Genomic DNA, 1,202 nt, shown 5'->3' with positions numbered 1-1,202 from the left:
TTTACGTAGTCGAGGGACTCCACGGATTGCCAATCGTTTACTTAAACGAGTGCGTGATTTTGCTCAAATAATGGGGGATGGCCGAGTGGATAAAGCAATTACCGATAAGGCCTTGTCTATTCTTGATGTTGATGCCGCTGGTTTGGACTATATTGACCAAAAAATTCTCCGCACAATGATTGAAATGTACCACGGTGGTCCTGTTGGGATTGGAACTTTGGCGGTAAATATTGCCGAAGACCGTGAAACGGTCGAGGATATGTATGAACCTTATTTGATTCAAAAAGGATTTTTGATGAGAACTAAACAGGGACGTAAGGTGACCCAAAGAGCCTATGAACACCTAGGGTATGTTTACAATGAAGAAGATTGACAGTTAGCATCTGTCAGTAAAAAAGTTTGTCAAATTTTGGCAGACTTTTTCATTTTAGAATTCTGTCAGTAATATCTTGTGAAATAGGGTATAATAGAATAAATGCTCAAAATTAGTTAATTTATAAATGATATAAAGTAAGGAAGTAATGGAAAAGATTGTTTTTGTCTGTTTAGGAAATATTTGTCGTAGCCCAATGGCAGAATTTGTCATGAAAGATTTAGTTGAAAAGGCAGGAAATGAATCAAATTTTTTGATTGAAAGTCGAGCAACTTCTTCTTGGGAGCATGGAAATCCAATTCATTCTGGAACCCAAACAAAACTAAAAGAACAAAAGATTGCTTTTGACCTTCAAAAAGGAAGTCAAAAAATCAGTAGTGAAGATTTTTATGAATTTGATAAAATTATCGCAATGGATGAATCCAATTTAGAAAATCTTAGAAAAATGGCACCAGAAGGAACGAGTCAAAAAATCGCGATGCTTTTAGAACAAGGTGTTCCAGATCCATGGTTTACGGTCGATTTCCAAGAAACTTATCAACTTGTTAAGACGGGTTGTCAAAGATTATTGGATGAAATTGTATAAAATATTTCAAATAAAATAAACCGATGTGAGAAAATCTCACATTAAAACTTGACTTTGCTAATAACAAGGTCTATAATGAAAGGCATGGAGGCGAGATTTGGTGAAAGAACGTGAATTAAGACGCTCTATGGCGGTACTTCCAATAGGAACTGTCATGAAACTCACTGACCTAAGCGCAAGGCAGATTCGTTATTACGAAGAGCAAGAGCTTATTTTCCCGGAGCGAAGTGACGGTAATCGTCG

At 36.5% G+C, this 1,202-nt stretch carries 3 protein-coding genes; all 3 read left to right on the top strand.

Translation table 11 applies throughout. The annotated features are described in order from the left end of the window. The coding region (locus AB0N03_RS52435; RefSeq protein WP_364389015.1) for a Holliday junction DNA helicase RuvB C-terminal domain-containing protein at positions 1-373 on the top strand (373 nt) is incomplete at its 5' end. Between the two features lie 148 nt (positions 374-521). Continuing rightward, a complete protein-coding gene (locus AB0N03_RS52430; RefSeq protein ID WP_364389013.1) occupies positions 522-959 on the top strand; it encodes a low molecular weight protein-tyrosine-phosphatase in 438 nt (145 codons plus the stop codon). Positions 960-1,086: 127 nt separating this feature from the next. Then, the coding region (locus AB0N03_RS52425) for a MerR family DNA-binding transcriptional regulator (protein WP_364389017.1) at positions 1,087-1,202 on the top strand (116 nt) is incomplete at its 3' end.

Source organism: Amycolatopsis sp. NPDC051061 (genome assembly GCF_040682935.1).
GTDB lineage: Bacteria > Actinomycetota > Actinomycetes > Mycobacteriales > Pseudonocardiaceae > Amycolatopsis.
This window is presented reverse-complemented; position numbering and strand designations above follow the sequence as displayed.

Bases quoted from the DNA above. Each gene is read 5' to 3' on its own strand.
- AB0N03_RS52430 (WP_364389013.1), top strand. From the start codon at position 522: ATGGAAAAGATTGTTTTTGTCTGTTTAGGAAATATTTGTCGTAGCCCA.